Here is a 16513-nt window from a genome sequence, read left to right on the forward strand (position 1 = left end):
TTATTTGAAAGAGATAACAACCTTGGCCTCGGTAATGTCCCCGAAGGAATAGAAAGCGGCGGGCAGGGTGGTTTTCTTGGTTTTTTGTTTAATGACTTCCTCGATTTCCACGCCCTCGGCGGTGGCGGCGGTGAGGGTGCCGGTCTTTTCGGTGCCGTCGGCCAGCTTCAGGGCCAGCGAGCGGCCGATGTGGCGGGCGTACTGGCGCGGGTCTGTCAGGGGCTGGTCGGCCCCGGGGCTGGTGACTTCTAGGGAGTACGCGGACTCTTCGCCGTAATGCTCGTCGATGCGACGGGCCAGGCGGCGGCTGATGGTGGCGCAGGCTTGGATGGCGAGGCCATTGGGGCCGTCGAGGGTGACGGTGACCTTGGGCAGCACCGAATCGGACACGGTGAGGCTCACGATGAACAGCTCCTCTTCGCCAATGGCGTCGTGGAGCATTTCCAGCAGCAGATTGCGGTCGAAGTGCATAAGTTTTGAAACAAGCGGGCAAAAAAAGAGGGGACTGCGCGTCCCCTCTTTGCTAAAGCGAATACCAACTTCGGGGCAAAGGTACGACAATTGGCTGCGGAATGCAAGATGGGATGGGGTGGCCCAAGTGGGGCCGCAGAACCTTACCAGTGCCGGGCATGGCCCCGGCCACTATCCAATAAGAGCGGGGAGCCAACAGGCTTTGCACTTGGACTCAGTAGCTTCGGTGACTGCTGCAATTCCAGCGGCAATCGGCGTCTTTGATAAACCTCGACGGCTGATGCGGAGTTTGCGAGTCGGCGGCTGAACTTCACGGCCTCATTCACCCTCATTTTCAACCGGTAATTCCCATGAAATTCCTCACAATTCTTCGCACCGCTACTTTCTGCCTGACGCTGGGCTTGACCGGTATCGCCGCCCACGCCCAAACGATGCCCGCCACCATGCCGGCTCCCGCTAAGGATGCGGCCAAGCCCAGCCCGGCGGCTACGGCTACCGGCAAGATTAGCACGGCCGACGTGACGGTGAACTACAGCAGCCCAGGCGTGAAAGGGCGCAAGATTTTTGGCGGGCTAGAGCCTTATGGAAAAGTGTGGCGCGCCGGGGCCAACGAGGCCACCACGGTCGAATTCAGTAAGGCGGTGATGGTGGAAGGCAAGGCGCTGCCGGCGGGCAAGTACGGCTTCTTCGTGATTCCGACGGAGAGCGGCCAGTGGACGGCCATCTTTAACAAGGTGCCGAACCAGTGGGGCGCTTTTAAATATGACGAGAAGTTGGACGCGCTACGCGTGATGGTGACCCCGCGCAAAACAGCGGCGGTGACCGAGCGGCTGGCCTATGAGGTGACACCCAAAGCGCTGGTGCTGCGCTGGGAAAATATAGAATTGCCGGTGGCCATCAAATAGCCCTCGTTTAACGACCGGAATGGAAGCGGGCGGCCCACGGTGGGCCGCCCGCTTACTTTTGTGCCTTCTCTCGCCTTATTAACCCATGGAATATAAGCTCACTCAATACAGCCACGGCGCGGGTTGCGGCTGCAAAATCGCGCCGGCCGTGCTCGACCAGATGCTGCATACCAGCATTGCCCAGCCCCAGCATCCTAACCTATTAGTAGGTAACGCCAGCCGCGACGACGCGGCGGTGTACGACATCGGCGGGGGCCAGGCAGTGATTTCGACTACCGACTTCTTCATGCCCATCGTGGATGATGCCTACGATTTCGGGCGCATTGCCTCGGCCAACGCTATTTCGGATGTGTATGCCATGGGCGGGCGGCCGCTGCTGGCCATTGCCGTACTGGGCTGGCCCGTGGATAAGCTGCCGCCCGAGGTGGCGCGCCGCGTGCTTGAGGGTGCCCGCAGCATCTGCGCTGAGGCGGGGATTCCACTGGCGGGTGGCCATAGCATCGACTCGCCGGAGCCCATTTTTGGGCTGGCCGTGACGGGCATGGTCGACATCAAAGACCTGAAGCAGAACGATACGGCCACGGCCGGCTCGGAATTATTCTTGACCAAGCCGCTGGGCGTGGGCATTATGACGACGGCCCAGAAAAAAGGCATTCTGCGGGATGAGGACGCCGATATTGCGCCGGCTCAGATGATGCAGCTGAACAAGATTGGCGCGGAACTGAGCAAGCTGGGAGCAGTGACGGCCCTGACGGATGTAACCGGGTTCGGCCTGCTCGGGCACCTGGCCGAGGTGTGCGAAGGCAGCGGTCTGACGGCGGAAATCGACTTCAGTAAAGTGCCGCTTATTGAGGCAGCCAAAGCGTATTTGGAGCAAGGCAGCGTGCCGGGCGGCACCGGCCGCAACTGGGCTAGCTACGGCCACAAAATCGGCGCGGTGACGGACGAGCAGCGGGCGTGGCTGTGCGACCCGCAAACGTCCGGCGGCCTGCTGGTGTGCGTGGAGCCGGCCGGGCGGGCGGCCGTGGAAGCCGTTTTCACGAAATATGGGCTGGTGCTGGAAAGCTTCGGGCACCTGCGTGCGCACGCCGACAGCGAGCCTTGGGTGCAGGTGCAGGCGTAGGGCCGGGGATTTCTTGTATTCATGAAATCAACCTTTTTTCGTCCGCTGCTGGAGGCGGCCGTGGCGCTGTTTGTGGTGCTGGGGGCGGCGCGCTGGGTAACGGGGCTGTTTTCGAAGCGCACGCATGTGTACCAAACCACGGCGGCGCGGCAGCTGCGGCTGCTGTTCTGGCCGCTGCTGGCGCTGGGCGCGGGGCTGAGCGTGCTGCCCGCCGTGGCAATGGGCGGGGCCGCGGTCAGCGCCTTTGAGTGGCTGCTCACGGCGGGCTTTATGCTGTTTACGCTGGCTTTGAGCGGGCCGGCGCTGCTGCTGCACTTGCGCTACTGGACACTAAACCACGACACTACGCTGGTTTTTCAGCCCGTTGATAACCGATTTGAAGTGTACGAAGCCGGGCAGCGGGTGCCGTTTGAGCGGCGCGATTTGGCCCGCGTGGAGCGCGTGACGTGCCGCGCCCGCCATACTTTCTGGGCGAAATACGATTACCTGACGCTGCACTTGCACGATGGGCGGACCGTCACCCTTACCTCACTACTGACGGATTTGGAGCCGCTGGCCATTTTCCTGCGCAGTCTGCCCACCGACCGGCGCGCCAAGGCCTGGTGCTGGGTGTAGCGCGAACTTTTAGTTCGCGTCCGCACGGAACGACTGCCCAACGGCATGAGGGACGCGAACTAAAAGTTCGCGCTACTTCCGCTTGTACAAGCCGGGCATGTCCGTGGGCTCATAAGCACTGAAGATGCCGGGCAGCAGCTGTTGCAGGCGGGGCACCACGCGGCTCTGGTCGAGCAGGTAAGCGGGCGGCGTGGGGCCCATGCGCTGAGCTACGCGTACCACGGCGGCGTACTCGTTGAGGTGGCCGAAATCGACTTGAGACAGCGCCCAGTCCAAGTAGGGCGTGGTGGGGTGGTTGTTGAAATAGGCCCGGTCGTCGGGGCCGAGGACGAGGAGCGTCTGGCCGCGCAGGGCAGTATAGCGTGGGTCGGGCTCTAGGCCGAAGCGGCTCTCGGCAGGCATGTGCAACAGGCTTTCGAGGCGCGGCACCTGAGCGCGGTAGCGAAGCACAACTACGGAGTTGATGATGAGCAGCAGCAGCAGCTCCAGCAGCCAGCTTTGGCGGTAGCGCTGCCATAGAAAGAGGCTGAAATAGGCCAGTGGTGGCAGCAGCAGCACCAGCGCACCGGGGGCCGCGCCGCGTTCCACGGCGGCGGCCACCCCGGCCACAGCCAGCCACACCAGCATCATCTGGCGGAATTTCACCTGGAACACCAGCCCCAGCGACGTGCCCAATGCCCGCAGCAGCGCCAGCGCCAGCACCAGCACGGGCACTATCAGCAGGCGCAGTTGCAGGCCGGCGGGCAGGCCGCTGGCAATGAGGTCCGTGAGGCCCGGCTGCAAGTGAAATTGTACGAAGCCCGGCAGCGCATCGGTATAAAAGAAGAACGTGGCCACCAGCGCATACGGGAAGAAAAACCCGCACAGCAGCAGCAGCGAGCTGCGAAAGGAATTAGCCGCGAAAATGACCACCGCAAACAGCCCCACTATCACAAACAAGCTGAGCGGCAGGTAGCACAACGCCCCCAGCCCGATGAGAAACCCAGCCCGGAACAGGCGGCGGTTGTCGTAGCCCTCGCGGGAGGTGGGCAGCAGCGCGCTCAGCGCAAACACGATGAAGGTATTGCCCAGCAGCAGCGGCGAAAGGGTATCCAAATCGGTGCTCACGCTGCCCACCAGCAGGTAGGTGAGCGCCGCCACGTAGCCGCGCTCGGGATGCACGTCGTAGCGGTTGAACACCAGGTTCAGGCGCAGGCCTTGGATAAACAATAGCCCCAGCGCCACCATGCGGTAGAGCCACACAGGGCGCGCTAGCACGGCATCGAGGGCGGCAAAGGTGGCGGCGGCCAGCGGCGCGGTGCCGTCGTAGAGGTCGCGGTAGGGCATGGCCCCGCCGTGCAGCCGCTCGCCCACCAGTAAGGCCCGGAGCTCGGCCGCCGTCAGGGGCAGGCCAAACCAGAGCAACGGCAGGCGCAGAGCCAGCACCAGCAGCACCAGGGCCAGCAGCTGCGTGGGCAACGAGCTTTTGAAAAAGCGGAGCACTCGTTAGGGTATGAGGGTAAGAGGGTGTGGGGGTAGAAGAGTATAAGGATGCGAGGGTAGCGCAAAGGTATTGTGCGACCCCAACGCTGGCAGCTATTCTTTTTCTGCCTTCCGCCGCCCATTCCTTCCTATCCCCCACACGCACACGTTAAAAAGCCTCCTACTCCCACACCCTCATACCCTGAAAACCCCTCGTACCTTTGCCAGTCATTATGGATAGCAAACGACAACAGAAAATGGCCAGCCTGCTGCAGCAGGAGCTGGCAGCCGTATTACAGCGCGACTTACCGCACTTGTTCGGTGGCGGGCTGGCCCCCAGCATCAGCATGGTGAAGGTGACGCCCGACTTGGGCCAGGCCCGCGTGTACCTGAGCCTGCTGCTGGGCAACGATGCCAACGAGCGCATCGAAATAGTGCGCGACAACGCCAAGGAAATCCGCCACGCCCTGGCCAAGCGCATTCGCAAAACGGCCCGCGTGGTGCCCGAGCTCATCTTTTTCCACGACGACAGCGCCGCCTACGCCGCCCACATGGACGAGGTGCTGGGCACGCTCGACATTCCGGCCGCGCCGAAAGATGACGCCCCGGACGACGAGGAAAAGCCTGCCCGCCCGCGCCTGTTCAATTAGCGAATGGGTAAATGAGTAAGTGAATAAATGACTCGATTGGTCGGCCTGCTTGCTCACTTACTTATTTACGCACTTACTCATTTACCGCTTCCCCCTTGTACTACGACCCAATTAAGAAGACGCTCGGCCAGGTATTCAACCGCACGCCGTGGCTGCGCCGGCTGTTTTATCACCTGCTCGATTTGCTGCTGCTGCGCACCTGGCACGTGCATCGCGAGCTGCGCCGCTGGGCCAAGGGCCGCACCCAGGAGCCCCTCAATATCCTCGACGCTGGCTCTGGCTACGGGCAGTACACGTACTGGCTCAGTGGCCTGAGCCCGAAGTGGAACATCCTGGCCGTGGACGTGAAGGACGACCAGGTGGCCGACTCTAACCGGTTTTTCCAGCAGATTGGCCGCAAGAACGTGCAGTTTGCCGTGCAGGATTTGGTGCTCTATCAGGAGCCGAACTCCTTCGATTTGGCCTTGTCTGTTGATGTGATGGAGCACATTCTGGAAGATGTGGAGGTATTCCGCAACATCCACGCTTCGCTGAAAGACGGCGGGATGCTCCTGATTTCGACCCCCAGCGACCAGGGCGGCTCCGACGTACACGACGACGGCGAAACCAGCTTCATCGAGGAGCACGTGCGCGACGGTTACAACATCCGCGAGATTCAGCAGAAGCTGCGCACCGCTGGCTTCGAGCGCATTGAGGCCCGCTATGCTTACGGCGAACCGGGCCAGATTTCGTGGCGTCTCAGCATGAAATACCCGATTCTGATGCTGGGCAAGTCGCGCCTGTTTTTTATCCTGCTGCCGTTCTACTACCTCATCACGTTCCCGTTCTGCCTGCTACTGAACTGGCTCGATGCGCGCACGACGCACGACTCTGGTACCGGCCTCATTGTGAAAGCCTGGAAATAAGCCGCAACACAAATAGGCAAACCGCCTGAAATTGTGTCCGTTACCGTTTAACCCGCATTTTGCCTTAGCTTTCCGAACGCTAACCCCGTAAAGCGCCCCGATAAAACCCACGCAGGAGCCATCTGCCCCATCCGGATAATCCGTGACCTACCCGACGAGTCCGTGATTTATGAACGTCCCCATCCTCATTGCCCGGCGCTATTTTCGCTCCAAGAACAAGCGCAACATCATCACCATCATCTCCAACATTTCGATGATTGGGGTGGCGGTGGGCACCATGGCGCTGATTATCGTGCTGTCGGTGTTCAACGGGCTGGAGGATTTGGTGCGCACGCTCTACGGCAAGTCGGACCCTAATCTCGTCATCTCGGCCGCCAAAGGCAAGGCCTTCGACGTGGACCGCACCTTCCTGATGAAGCTGGAAAACACGCCCGGCGTGGCCCTGCTCACGGAGGTCATCGAAGACAATGCCCTGCTACAGTACCACGACCGCCAAATGGTGGTAAAAATGCGCGGCCTCTCGGACAACTACTTCGGCCAGAGCCAGATTGACGCCAATATCCGCGAGGGTGACCACCGCCTGCGCCGCGACAGCCTGGAGCTGGCTCTGGTGGGTGCCGGCGTGCAGCACGAGCTCAGCATTACCCTTAATAACCGACTGGCGCCCATGCGCCTGCTCTACCCGCGCAACACGCCCGGCAAAAAAACCCTCGATTTCAACCCCGAAAACGCCTTCAACGAGCAGAACCTGACGGCCGGCGGCGTCTTCCTCATCGAGCAGCACATCGACGACAGCTACATTTTCGTGCCTCTTACCTTCGCCCAGCGTCTGTTGGGCTACGGCACCCGCCGCACGGCCCTCTACGTGAAGGTGGGCCAGAGCTTTGAAATCGAGAAGGTGAAAGGCCAACTCCGCACGCTCCTCGGGCCAGATTTCAAAGTGCAGGATTCTGATGAGCAGCACGTCAGCCTGTTCAAGGCCATCAAAGTGGAGAAGCTGTTCGTGTTCATCACCTTCACGCTTATTCTGCTCATCGCCTCGCTCAACATCTTTTTCTCGCTCTCGATGCTGGTTATCGATAAGAAAAAGGACATCTCCGTGCTGCTCGCTATGGGTGCGAGCCAGAAGACGGTGCGGCGCACATTCCTGTATGTAGGGGCCATTGTGGCGCTGGTGGGCGCGGCCACCGGGCTCATTCTGGGCGTCACGCTGTGCTGGCTCCAGCAGCGGTTTGGTTTCGTGAGTATGGGCATGGCCACGAGCGTGGTGGACGCGTACCCGGTAAAAATGCAGGCCTCAGACCTGATTTTTACCTGCGTGTCCATCATCGTCATTACCCTGGCCGTAAGCATTCGCCCGGCCCTGAATGCTAGCAAGTTGGACTTGCGCGAGAATTTATAGCGTTTATCGCCTTTCCGGCATCTTAGGGGTTTTTCTGGCGTAAGGGCCTAGCATTTACTCCCGGCACAAAAGCTTAACTATCCCAATTTCCGCTTTCTGCCCTACCTTGCGCTTTACGCGTGCCCGGCTATGAAAGTATCTACCGCAGAACCGTTTCAAATTGTCTACTCGCTCTTCGAACACGAGTTCCTGGGCCACCTGTTCGCGGCCTATGTGGTCCAGCTGGGTCCCCGGGGCCAGCTAACGCTTCAGCACCAGACCGTTTCGGGAAAGAATGCCCATGAATTCGCGGCCGGCCTCGACGCCACCGACTTTGAGCTGGTGGAACTCTGCGACCAGATTCAGCAGGAAGCGGTGGTGAAGGAATTCTGGCCCCGCAAAATTGCCACGGCCGAGTTTTTCCTTAAGACCTACAACGCCGAAAAAGGCGATAAACCCCTTCAGGAGGTCATTGCGAAGTATGTGCAGACGCGCATGGCCGGCATTCTGACGCGGCTGGCGGGCAAGCAGGTCTTTATTATGGGCCGCGACGGCGAGCCAACGTGGAAGGAAATCGGCCTGGCCCCGGCCAAGGCGTCCATCCTGTTCCACTTCCGCCGCAACGAGGAAGGCACTCACTACTTCCCTACCATCCAGTACCAGGGGCAGAAGCTTGATTTTCAATACAAAGACGCAGTGCTGGTGTGCCTGCAACCGGCCTGGCTGCTGCTCAACGACCTGCTCTACTCCTTCCGTACCGAGGTGGACGGCAAGAAGTTGCTGCCGTTTTTGAAGAAGAAATTCATCGTGGTGCCCCGGCAGGTGGAGGAAAGTTATTTCCAGAAGTTCGTGGCCCCGCTCATGGAGTCGTTTGAGGTACACGCGCGGGGCTTTGATATTCGGTCGGAGCGCTACGTGGCGCGGCCCCGGCTCACGTTCAGCGACGCCCAGCCCGCCCTGCCCGCGCCCGAAGCGCCCGTACGCCCGCCCGGCCCGCCGCGCCGGGGCCGCATTCCGCTGCCCAAACCCATCGCGCCCCTTCTCACCGGGGCCGAAACCGAACAGATTCATTTCGAGCTGAGCTTCCGCTACGGCCCGCACCTCATGCCGCTAGGCACGAGCAAGCCCGTGAGCGTGCATCTCGAAAAAACGGCCGACAGCTACGTGTTCCACCGCCTGATGCGCAGCCCCGAGCAGGAGCAGGCCACCGTGGAGGAGCTCCAGGCCCGCCACCTCACCGTGGCCAACGGCCACGCCTCGCTGCCCAAAGCCGAAGCCTTCAAGTGGCTGCACGAGAATTCCCCCGCTCTTACCGAACTGGGATACACGGTAGAAGCCGCCGCCACGGCTACCAAGAACTACTTCATCGGACCCACCAGCGTGCAGGTGGGCATTCAGGAAGCCGGCGACTGGTTCGACGTGCGCGGCACGGTGCGTTTTGGCGACATCGAAGTTCCGTTCATCCGGCTGCGGGGGCACATTCTGCAACGTCGGCGCGAATTCAAGCTGCCCAACGGCCAGATTGCCATCATTCCCGACGAGTGGTTTACGGACTACCTGGAGCTGTTTGCCTTCGGCGAAGAAACCGAGGACGGCCTCAACCTGCGCCGCCACCACCTGGCCCTGGTGGCCGACCTGCAAAGCAATGAGCTGGCCACCGTGCGGATGGGCCGCAAGCTCGAAAAGCTGCGCGACTTTGCCGAAGTCGAAGACCACCCCCTGCCCGTGGGCTTCCTGGGCGAGCTGCGCCCCTATCAGAAGGCCGGCTACAACTGGCTGCGCTTCGTGCAGGACTACCATTTCGGCGGCTGCCTGGCCGACGACATGGGTTTGGGCAAAACCATTCAAACGCTGGCCATGCTCCAGCACCGCCGTGAAAGCGGCGAGGCCAAGGGCGCGGCCTCGCTCCTGGTACTGCCTACCTCACTGGTTTTCAACTGGCTGAACGAAGCCCAGAAATTTACGCCCGAGCTGCGCGTGCTGGCCTATACCGGCACCTACCGCGACAAAAACCCCGACCGCTTCGCCGATTACGATGTGGTGCTGACCAGCTACGGCATCGTGCGTCTCGATACGGAGCTGCTGGCCGGCTACAAGTTCGACTACGTGATTCTGGACGAGTCGCAGGCCATCAAGAACCCGTCGAGCACTACCTCGCAGGCTGTGCGGCAGTTGCACTCCAAGCACCGGCTCATCCTCACGGGCACACCAGTGGAGAATAGCACGATGGACTTGTGGTCGCAGATGTCCTTCATTAACCCGGGCTTGCTGGGTACGCAAGCTTTTTTCCGCAAGGAATTCCTCAAGCCCATTGAGAAAAACCAGGACGAAGGCCGCACCCGCCGCCTGCACGCCCTCATCAAGCCGTTCATACTGCGGCGGCACAAAGCCCAGGTAGCGAAAGAACTACCCGCCAAAACGGAGCAGCTCAGCTACTGCCAGATGACGGATGAGCAAGCCCACGCCTACGAGGAAACCAAGAGCTTCTACCGCAACAAAATCCTGCGCAACCTCGACGAGCACGGCCCGGCCAGCACCCAGTTTCTGCTGCTGCAAGGCCTCACCCGGTTGCGTCAGATTGCCAACCATCCGCGCCTGGCCGATGAAAACTACGCCCACGAATCGGGCAAGCTGCGCGAAGTGCTGCGCATGCTGCGCAACGTGGTGGCCGAAGGACACAAAGTATTGGTGTTCAGCCAGTTCGTACAGCACTTGTCCCTGGTGCGGGCCGCGCTTGATGAGCGGCAGATGCCCTATGCCTACCTCGACGGCGCGACCCGCGACCGGCCCGCCGAAGTAGCCCGCTTCCAGGAAACGGAAGACCTGAAAATTTTCCTCATCAGCCTCAAAGCTGGCGGCGTGGGCCTCAACCTCACCGCTGCCGACTACGTCTTCATCCTCGACCCGTGGTGGAACCCCGCCGTGGAGGCCCAGGCCGTGGACCGAGCCCACCGCATCGGCCAGCAGCGCCCGGTGTTCACCTACAAGTTTATCACCCAGGGCACGGTGGAGGAAAAAATTCTGGCCCTGCAACGCCGCAAGCTGGCCCTGGTGAGCGAACTCATCGCCACCGACGAAGCCGTAATTAAGCACCTCACCCGCGAGGACATTGAGGAATTGCTGGGATAATCCCGCGCCTTTATTTAATCATTCTTGTTTTTAATTTACTTTTAAGCATATTTGTGCCCGGCTTTTTCCGTTGAGAAAGCTATTTACCTTTCCATTTTCTTTTCTTAAGCCAACGCCGATTACATGGCTCTCGTTGCTGCACTGCATCTGCGTTGGAAAAGCACCAAGTGGCGGTTGTGCGGCCTGATTTGGCTGTTGCTGCTAGCAACCACGGGCCATGCCCAACCCACACGGCCGCCGGCTCCGACCAAGCCCGCAATGCCAGCCCGAGCCCCTGCTCCGGCTCAGAACCAATTGTCGCCCCAAAAAATGGAAGAGGCCCTGCGCCTCCTGCTCCGGGCCGACTCCGTGGCCTCGCAGCGTCAACGGGCGCGGCTGGGGCCGGAATCCAGCGGATTGGTGGTGGACCAGACCATTACCAAAATAGGGCACGACTTTTACGACCAGTTTTTCAGCCGTTGGGAAGCGCCGGCCGATAACGATGATTTCATCATCATCATCAGTGAGAAGCCGTCGCGCAGCAACAACAACGCCATTGTGACGGTGGTCGTGAACGACGAAGAACTGCTGGAATTTCCGCTCCAGGGCAAATACGACATCATTGAGGAAACCAACCAGCAGGTGATGGAAGTGGTGAGCAACTTTTTGCAGCAGGCCCGCAACCTCAGCAAGCAATTGGAAAAAGGTAACCGCCAACCCCTCGAAACCTATTAACTTTTCTACTTATTTTTTGCACATGAAACAATTTTCTACGCTGATGGCCTTGGGAATAATGCTTTTCTGCGGCCGGGTGGCTCATGCCCAGGACTTTGTGTATGAGCCCAAAAACCCCTCTTTTGGGGGCGGTAATACCTTCAACTATTCGTGGCTGCTGAGTTCGGCACAGGCCCAGAACACCATTCCGGACCCGGCCTCGGCCGCCGCTACTTCGGCGGCCGACCCGCTGGCCTCCTTCACGGCCAACCTCAACCAGCAGGTGCTGGCGCAGCTGAGCAGCCGGCTCATTGCCTCGCAGTTTGGCCAGGGTGCCATCAAAGCGGGCAGCTATAGCGTGGGCAACTATCAGATTCAGATAACGCCCGGCGCGGCGGGCGTTGCCGTGCAGGTCACGGATACCTCAACGGGCAACCAGACCACCATTACCATCCCCAACGGGCTGTAATACAACCGCTATTCAGCCTCCAATTTCTTCCTTTTCCGCTTTTTCGGTTCATTATGTCCCTGCGTCGTTTGCTGATTGCCGTGGTTTCCTTGCTATCGGCAGGGCTCAGCGGCTGCGCTTCTTACCTCCACCAAACGTTTATCAACCCGGAGGCGGCGCGCTTGGGTGCCGAAGTCAACAGCAACGAGGTGTGGCGGCACCTACCCCCGGCCCGGCAGCGCGTGGTGGTGGCCGTTTATAAGTTCCGGGACCAGACCGGTCAGTACAAGCCGCAGGCCAACGGGGCCAGTTTTTCCACGGCCGTCACGCAGGGAGCCACCACCATCCTGCTGCGCGCCTTGGAAGAATCGCAGTGGTTTGACCCCATTGAGCGCGAAAACCTGGGCAACCTGCTGAACGAGCGCAAGATTATTCGCTCGACGCGGGACGAGTACTCGCAGCAAACGGGCCAGCGGCAACCCAATCTGCCGCCCCTGCTCTTCGCCGGCATCTTGCTCGAAGGCGGCATTATTTCCTACGATTCCAATATTCTGACCGGCGGGGCGGGCCTGCGCTACTTCGGAGCCGGAGCCTCGGGCCAGTACCGCCAGGACCGGGTGACGGTGTACCTGCGGGCCATCAGCACCAACACGGGCAAAATCCTCAAAACGGTTTACACCTCCAAAACCATTCTCTCGCAGCAGGTTGATGCCAGCCTGTTCCAATTTGTGAGTTTTAAGCGCCTGCTGGAAACCGAAACCGGCTTCACCTACAACGAGCCGAGCGAAATGGCGGTGAAGGAGGCCATTGAGAAATCGGTGCAGTCGCTGATTTATGAAGGGCTGCTGGCCAACGTCTGGACGTCGTCGGACACGGCGGCGGTGCGCGGCCTGCCCATGCAAAGCTACCTACGCGAAAAGGATGAAAACCTCTCTTACGATGTGCTGGGCCGGCAAACCATGTACCGCCGCCGTCCCCTGGGGCTGGGCCTGAATGGTGCCGTGCAGCTCTACCAAGGCGATTTTGCGCTGCCCCAATACCGGACGGGAGCCGAGTTCACGATGCGCTACCGCTTGGGCGACGGCTACTTCTCGACGTTTCTAAACGCTGGTACCGGGAGGCTGGCAGCCGGACCGCAAGGCCAGTATTTTGACCAGCGCTTCAACTACGCCGAATTGGGACTGCAAGCCTGCCTGTTTCCCTACGATAAGTTCTCACCCTACCTGGCAGTTGGGGGTGGCGTCACGGCGCGAGGATTTACGGCGCTGGCGTCTTCGGGGAATCTACTGCCACACGCCGCATTCGGGGTTGGGGCCGAATTGCTGCTCACCCCACGCCTAGGGCTTAATGTCGAGGTTGAGAACCGCTTATATCTCAACGACCGGCTTGACCAGGTGAGCCAGGGCCGCTACAATGACTATTCGTGGGCAGGCAAAGCAGGGATTATTTTATACTTAGGTAAAAAAAATTCAACGATTACTTATAAAAAATAACTGCTTTTTTATAAAAAATAAAGTACTGAAAACCAGTTTATATATGTAAAAATATATATTTACTGCTACGAGGTAAATTTATAATCAATGCTATTATTTATAATTATTCTAATTCTAATTTATTCTTTTCTAATTCACGGATTTTGAAATGCGCTTTTTATGAGATTATATTTGTCATGTTCTAACAGGAACACAAAAAATTCTCACACATTTCACATTTTTATTGCCATGAAAAAGATTTCTCTATTACTTGGCGCGGCTTTATTACTGGCTAGCGCCGCCAACGCCCAAGTACGGACTCTCACCCCTGCCGCCCCTTCTGCTGTAGGAGCCAACCCCAACACGGTTTCACAGCCCACTAGCGCCGCCGGCCCGGTCACCCTGACCGGCCGCCCCGCTCTGGGCACTACGACTGCCGGTGGTGGTGGCGGATTCAACAACGACTCGTATCTCGAGCAGGTAGGCGACAACCAGCGGGCTTTTGTTACCCAGACCGGTGCGGGCAGCAACACTTCCGACATCCTGCAATCATCAGCGGCCGGAACCGGTGGCAACTACGCCAAGCAGACTCAGGAGTCGCTAAATCTGGGGTATACCCCAAATCCAGAGAACAATGCAAATATCAAGCAGTACGGTACTGGTAGCTCGGCCATTCAGGACCAGCGGGGCACCCAGAACAAAGAGGCCATTCAGCAGGGAGCTTCGGGGGTAGCCAGCTCAGGCAATTTCGCCAGCCAGATACAGCGTTCACCTGACCCTACTAGAGATACAGGCGGGAACAACGCTACTATTAAGCAAAACACTACAGTTGCTGGCGGCGACAACTCAGCTACCCAGGAACAGCAAAGCAGCGGCGGAAAAGTTTCGGCCTCGCAACAGGGCAGCCGCAACAAATCGGTGCAGAAACAAGGCGTTTATGGCTACGATAATGCCACGGTAACTCAAACGGGTAACGATAACTACGCAAAGCAAGACCAGTCTCCAAACGGCGGCAGCAATATTGCTGAACTCACTCAGACGGGCAATCGCAACCAAGCAGAGCAAACGCAGAGCGGGTACAACAACCAAGCGCTGGTTGAGCAAACCACCAATGACAACGTGGCCAGCCAGACCCAACAAGGCGGTGGCTTCAACTATGCCGAAACCAAGCAGGGCGGCACCGCTGGTGTGGATGCCGGCTACAGCATGACGGTGCAGACGGGAAACAATAACACGGCTGTGGTACACCAGGGCCAGCCGTAAGCGAGAAACAACCTTTGGCGAATGTCAATTTCTGGCCGCTATTCAGCAGGATAGCGGCCAGAAATGACCTCTTCCTGTTTTGATTCATAAAGTACTGGCTTTTCCAAAATCACCCCGCTTTCAATCTTTTTAATTCCTCTGACTCGATGAAAAAACTTACTCTCCTTCTCAGCGCGGCTTTGCTGCTCGCTGGCGCTGCCAACGCCCAGGTCCGTACCCTCACCCCAGCGGCCCCTAGCGCCGTCGGAGCCAACCCCAACCCCGTGTCGCAGCCCACCAGCGCCGCCGGCCCCGTCACCCTCACCGGCCGCCCCGCCCTGGGCAGCACCGGGGCCATCAACAACGACTCGTATGTGCAGCAGGTGGGCGATGGCCAGATGGCCAACGTTTCGCAGACCGGCACCGGCCGCAACACCGCCGATATCGACCAAAGCCCCAGCTTAGCAAACGTCATTGTACCGGGTGCCGACGGCAACTACGCCAGCCAGACGCAGGTATCGACGGGCAGCACGGCCAGCGGCGACCAGAACCGGGCCTACATCGGCCAGTTTGGCGCAACCAGCACGGCCATTCAGGAGCAGACCGGCACCCGCAACCAGGCTGCTATTCGACAGGGCAACAAGGCCGGCAATATTGGCTTTGGCGTACTGAGCGGCAACGACTACGCCAGCCAGAAACAGACTGGCAACGACAACAAAGCAACCATTGCGCAAAATACGACGATTGGTATTTCCAACAATTCGGCCACACAGGAGCAAAAGGGTAACGGCAACAATGCCTCGGCTTCGCAGGAAGCTCAGAACCATACCTCGGTTCAGAAGCAGGGCGGAATTGGCGGCGGCACGGGCAACAACAACAACGCCACGGTGACGCAACGCGGCCTGAACCAGTATGCCAGCCAGGACCAGCAGGGCAACGGCAACCTTGCCTCCATTACCCAGCAAACGCTGCTGACGGCTAACAACCAAGCCTTGCAGGCGCAGACCGGCGACTTCAATCGGGCCACCATCACCCAGAGCACCAGCAACAACGTGGCCAGCCAGATGCAGAGCGGCGGCAACAGCAACTACGCCGAAACCATTCAGGGCGGCAACCTGCTGCGCGATTCGGCCTATAGCATGACGACCCAGCAGGGCAGCAACAACACGGCCGTTGTGCATCAGGGCGTACATTAATAAACCCCTCCCTTCGGCTGGAGCCGAAACCAAGATGTGCCAAGTTCCGAGTCCGGCTAATACCGGGCCGGGGCTTGGCCCATTTGGCTAAATTCTCCTTATATTTCTACTCGATTATTCTAAACTTCTAAAAACCATGAAGCCATTGTCCGTACTTGGTTTGGTTGGAGCGTTGCTTTCCTCGGGAGTAGCGCTGGCCCAAACGCAGCGCCTGCCGAGCGAAGCGGCCACGGCAGAACAGCGCCTGGCCGAGGACTTTGGCCCCGACCGCCTGCCAAATAGTGGCGAAACCCAGACCACCGCCCAGAACCAGACCTCCTCTACGTTGCGGCAGATTGGCATTGGCAACCAAGCTACAGTGAGCCAGCAGAGCCCCTCGGCCCTGGGCAACCAGGCCTATATTGTGCAGATTGGCATGGGTAACGAAATAGGCATCAGCCAGAACGGCACCGGCAACAGCGCGACGTTTACCCAAGATGGCCAGGGCAACTCGTCCACCATTACGCAGCACGGCACGGCCAATAAGCTGACCGGGGTAGTGAAAGGCGACCGCAACGAAGTAAACGTGCTGCAGGATGGCAACAACAACCAAGTGACCGGCGACATCCGCCTCAGCGACCGGGTATACAACATCAAGCAGTACGGCAACAACAATACCCTGACGCAGTTCGAATCGACGGTGCAAATGCCCAAAGGCTATAGCGTGGAAATGCGCGGCCAGGGCATCAACCTCACCATCGAGCAGAGCAAAGTAGTGCCCACGCATTAAGTAAGCATCGGAGCACGGCGGGCAGCGGGCATAACGGACCAGCAGTTTCCACT

General features: G+C 59.3%; 15 protein-coding genes. 13 read left to right on the forward strand and 2 right to left on the reverse strand.

Features of this window, described 5'->3' with window-relative positions; translation table 11 throughout:
• Complete coding sequence (locus tag ACVWYF_RS06840; RefSeq protein ID WP_457065961.1) at window positions 1-471, reverse strand: ribosome maturation factor RimP; 471 nt, start codon at window positions 469-471, stop codon at window positions 1-3.
• Window positions 472-821: 350 nt separating this feature from the next.
• On the opposite strand from ACVWYF_RS06840, the gene ACVWYF_RS06845 reads away from it, so the two are divergent.
• The 3 genes from ACVWYF_RS06845 to ACVWYF_RS06855 all read left to right on the forward strand — a co-directional run bounded on the left by ACVWYF_RS06845 (window position 822) and on the right by ACVWYF_RS06855 (window position 3114).
• Entirely contained in the window at window positions 822-1376 is a 555-nt protein-coding gene (locus tag ACVWYF_RS06845; protein ID WP_457065963.1) for a DUF2911 domain-containing protein, read from the forward strand.
• An 85-nt stretch (window positions 1377-1461) separates the two neighbouring features.
• On the forward strand, window positions 1462-2499 hold the full coding sequence (selD, locus tag ACVWYF_RS06850) for a selenide, water dikinase SelD (protein ID WP_457065965.1): 1038 nt from the start codon (window positions 1462-1464) through the stop codon (window positions 2497-2499).
• A 21-nt stretch (window positions 2500-2520) separates the two neighbouring features.
• Window positions 2521-3114: a hypothetical protein gene (locus ACVWYF_RS06855; RefSeq protein ID WP_457065967.1), complete on the forward strand. Its 594-nt coding sequence runs from the start codon at window positions 2521-2523 to the stop codon at window positions 3112-3114.
• A 72-nt stretch (window positions 3115-3186) separates the two neighbouring features.
• Here ACVWYF_RS06855 and ACVWYF_RS06860 read toward each other — a convergent pair whose 3' ends face one another.
• Window positions 3187-4596, reverse strand: coding sequence for a hypothetical protein (locus ACVWYF_RS06860; RefSeq protein ID WP_457065969.1), 1410 nt, complete (start codon window positions 4594-4596; stop codon window positions 3187-3189).
• Between the two features lie 212 nt (window positions 4597-4808).
• Here ACVWYF_RS06860 and ACVWYF_RS06865 point away from each other — a divergent pair, with 212 nt between their 5' ends.
• The 10 genes from ACVWYF_RS06865 to ACVWYF_RS06910 all read left to right on the forward strand — a co-directional run bounded on the left by ACVWYF_RS06865 (window position 4809) and on the right by ACVWYF_RS06910 (window position 16460).
• Window positions 4809-5225: a ribosome-binding factor A gene (locus ACVWYF_RS06865; protein WP_457065971.1), complete on the forward strand. Its 417-nt coding sequence runs from the start codon at window positions 4809-4811 to the stop codon at window positions 5223-5225.
• Between the two features lie 95 nt (window positions 5226-5320).
• Window positions 5321-6130, forward strand: a complete 810-nt coding sequence (locus ACVWYF_RS06870; protein WP_457065973.1) for a class I SAM-dependent methyltransferase — start codon at window positions 5321-5323, stop codon at window positions 6128-6130.
• A 169-nt stretch (window positions 6131-6299) separates the two neighbouring features.
• The gene (locus ACVWYF_RS06875; protein ID WP_457065975.1) at window positions 6300-7532 is read left to right on the forward strand and encodes an ABC transporter permease; all 1233 of its coding nucleotides are present in this window, start codon (window positions 6300-6302) and stop codon (window positions 7530-7532) included.
• A 129-nt stretch (window positions 7533-7661) separates the two neighbouring features.
• Window positions 7662-10640: an SNF2-related protein gene (locus ACVWYF_RS06880; RefSeq protein WP_457065977.1), complete on the forward strand. Its 2979-nt coding sequence runs from the start codon at window positions 7662-7664 to the stop codon at window positions 10638-10640.
• Window positions 10641-10934: 294 nt separating this feature from the next.
• A complete protein-coding gene (locus tag ACVWYF_RS06885; RefSeq protein WP_457065979.1) occupies window positions 10935-11354 on the forward strand; it encodes a CsgE family curli-type amyloid fiber assembly protein in 420 nt (139 codons plus the stop codon).
• A 22-nt stretch (window positions 11355-11376) separates the two neighbouring features.
• A complete protein-coding gene (locus ACVWYF_RS06890) occupies window positions 11377-11802 on the forward strand; it encodes a curli production assembly/transport component CsgF (protein ID WP_457065981.1) in 426 nt (141 codons plus the stop codon).
• Window positions 11803-11855: 53 nt separating this feature from the next.
• Entirely contained in the window at window positions 11856-13274 is a 1419-nt protein-coding gene (locus ACVWYF_RS06895) for a CsgG/HfaB family protein (RefSeq protein ID WP_457065983.1), read from the forward strand.
• A gap of 159 nt (window positions 13275-13433) precedes the next feature.
• Complete coding sequence (locus ACVWYF_RS06900; protein WP_457065985.1) at window positions 13434-14516, forward strand: hypothetical protein; 1083 nt, start codon at window positions 13434-13436, stop codon at window positions 14514-14516.
• A gap of 146 nt (window positions 14517-14662) precedes the next feature.
• Window positions 14663-15691 carry a hypothetical protein gene (locus tag ACVWYF_RS06905; protein ID WP_457065987.1) on the forward strand — a complete coding sequence of 343 codons (1029 nt, stop codon included), beginning with the start codon at window positions 14663-14665 and terminating at the stop codon, window positions 15689-15691.
• 136 nt (window positions 15692-15827) lie between these two features.
• The gene (locus ACVWYF_RS06910) at window positions 15828-16460 is read left to right on the forward strand and encodes a hypothetical protein (protein WP_457065989.1); all 633 of its coding nucleotides are present in this window, start codon (window positions 15828-15830) and stop codon (window positions 16458-16460) included.
• Window positions 16461-16513: the final 53 nt, after the last annotated feature.

This window comes from Hymenobacter sp. UYAg731, assembly GCF_054061335.1.